Source organism: Rhizobium deserti (assembly GCF_004358025.1).
GTDB classification, from domain to species: domain Bacteria; phylum Pseudomonadota; class Alphaproteobacteria; order Rhizobiales; family Rhizobiaceae; genus Neorhizobium; species Neorhizobium deserti.
The window spans coordinates 1-950 of sequence record NZ_SMTL01000022.1 but is presented as its reverse complement, the minus strand read 5'-3'; the positions used below and the strand labels follow the sequence as shown (position 1 = coordinate 950).

2 protein-coding genes are annotated in these 950 nt (G+C 59.6%); both read right to left on the bottom strand.

The window, feature by feature from the left end; all coding sequences use genetic code 11:
• Positions 1 to 280: DUF4150 domain-containing protein (locus E2F50_RS22810; protein WP_133318482.1), on the bottom strand; the 280-nt coding region annotated here is incomplete at its 3' end.
• On the bottom strand, positions 277 to 950 hold a 674-nt coding region (locus E2F50_RS22805; RefSeq protein WP_133318481.1), incomplete at its 5' end, for a DUF2169 domain-containing protein. The genes E2F50_RS22805 and E2F50_RS22810, both read right to left, overlap by 4 nt.

Below are 950 nucleotides of genomic sequence, written 5' to 3'. Positions count from 1 at the left end.
AGTGTTCTTTGCGATGGCAGATGGAGGAGACTGTATTCGACTTCACCCCCAGGCCGGTTCCCGGTTCGTCGCCGGTGCAGCGGGTCACGATCGAATTCTGCTTGTGCGCCCGTTGACCCGTCATGAAGACGCTCGAGGCAGTGTTTGCGTCATCCGATTGATAAGCGACAATAGTGTAGGGAACGGGCGCTGTCGGTGAGCGACAAACGTCAGGATATTTCGAGATGATAATGCCTTCGCCGGTGGCGCGGCTGCCTTCGCGTGGGGGATGAAGGCTCATACAACCTCCTCCTTGAGCCCGTTGAGCGCCGGGCGCGGCAGATCCGAAGTTAGCATTGCCACCAACGGCTCCGCCGAGAGCTCAATGCACAGGAAGTTCGGGCAGATTGGCAGCCACGAACGCCAGGTGATGTCGACAGTATAGGGCGCCGCGCGCAGGTCGAGATGCAGTCCGTCGAGGTTCATACGCAGTGTGACCTCGCGGCCATCACGCCAGCGATAGCGCGCCAATGGCTGGATGCCGGGCAAGGTGAAACGCAGCGTGCCGCCGCCCGGCGTCAGACGAGCAAATTCCGCGGTCTCGTCGCCTATCAGGTAGCCTGGATAAATTAGGTCAGGATGCGCCGACTGATAAAAGCGATAATCGAAATCAGCGGGCAGCCGCGGATGACGGTTAGCCACCCATTCCTCATCATAGGTTCCGGCGAACCGCTGCCTCAGCCGCCAGAATGGCGGCACCGGTGACAGACCTTGCGGAAGACGAGCTACAAACGGATCAGAGTAATCATCGATGTCGCTGTCAATTGAAGCGGCTGGGACGGCATCTGTCCGATCTCCACCATTTCGTGGGGGACGCTTTACCCCAATCGGATTGGCAGGGACCTCCGGATCACCGTCACCATCGACGCTTTGGTCACTCGCGGCATGACGATAGTCGAGGGCAACTTCCG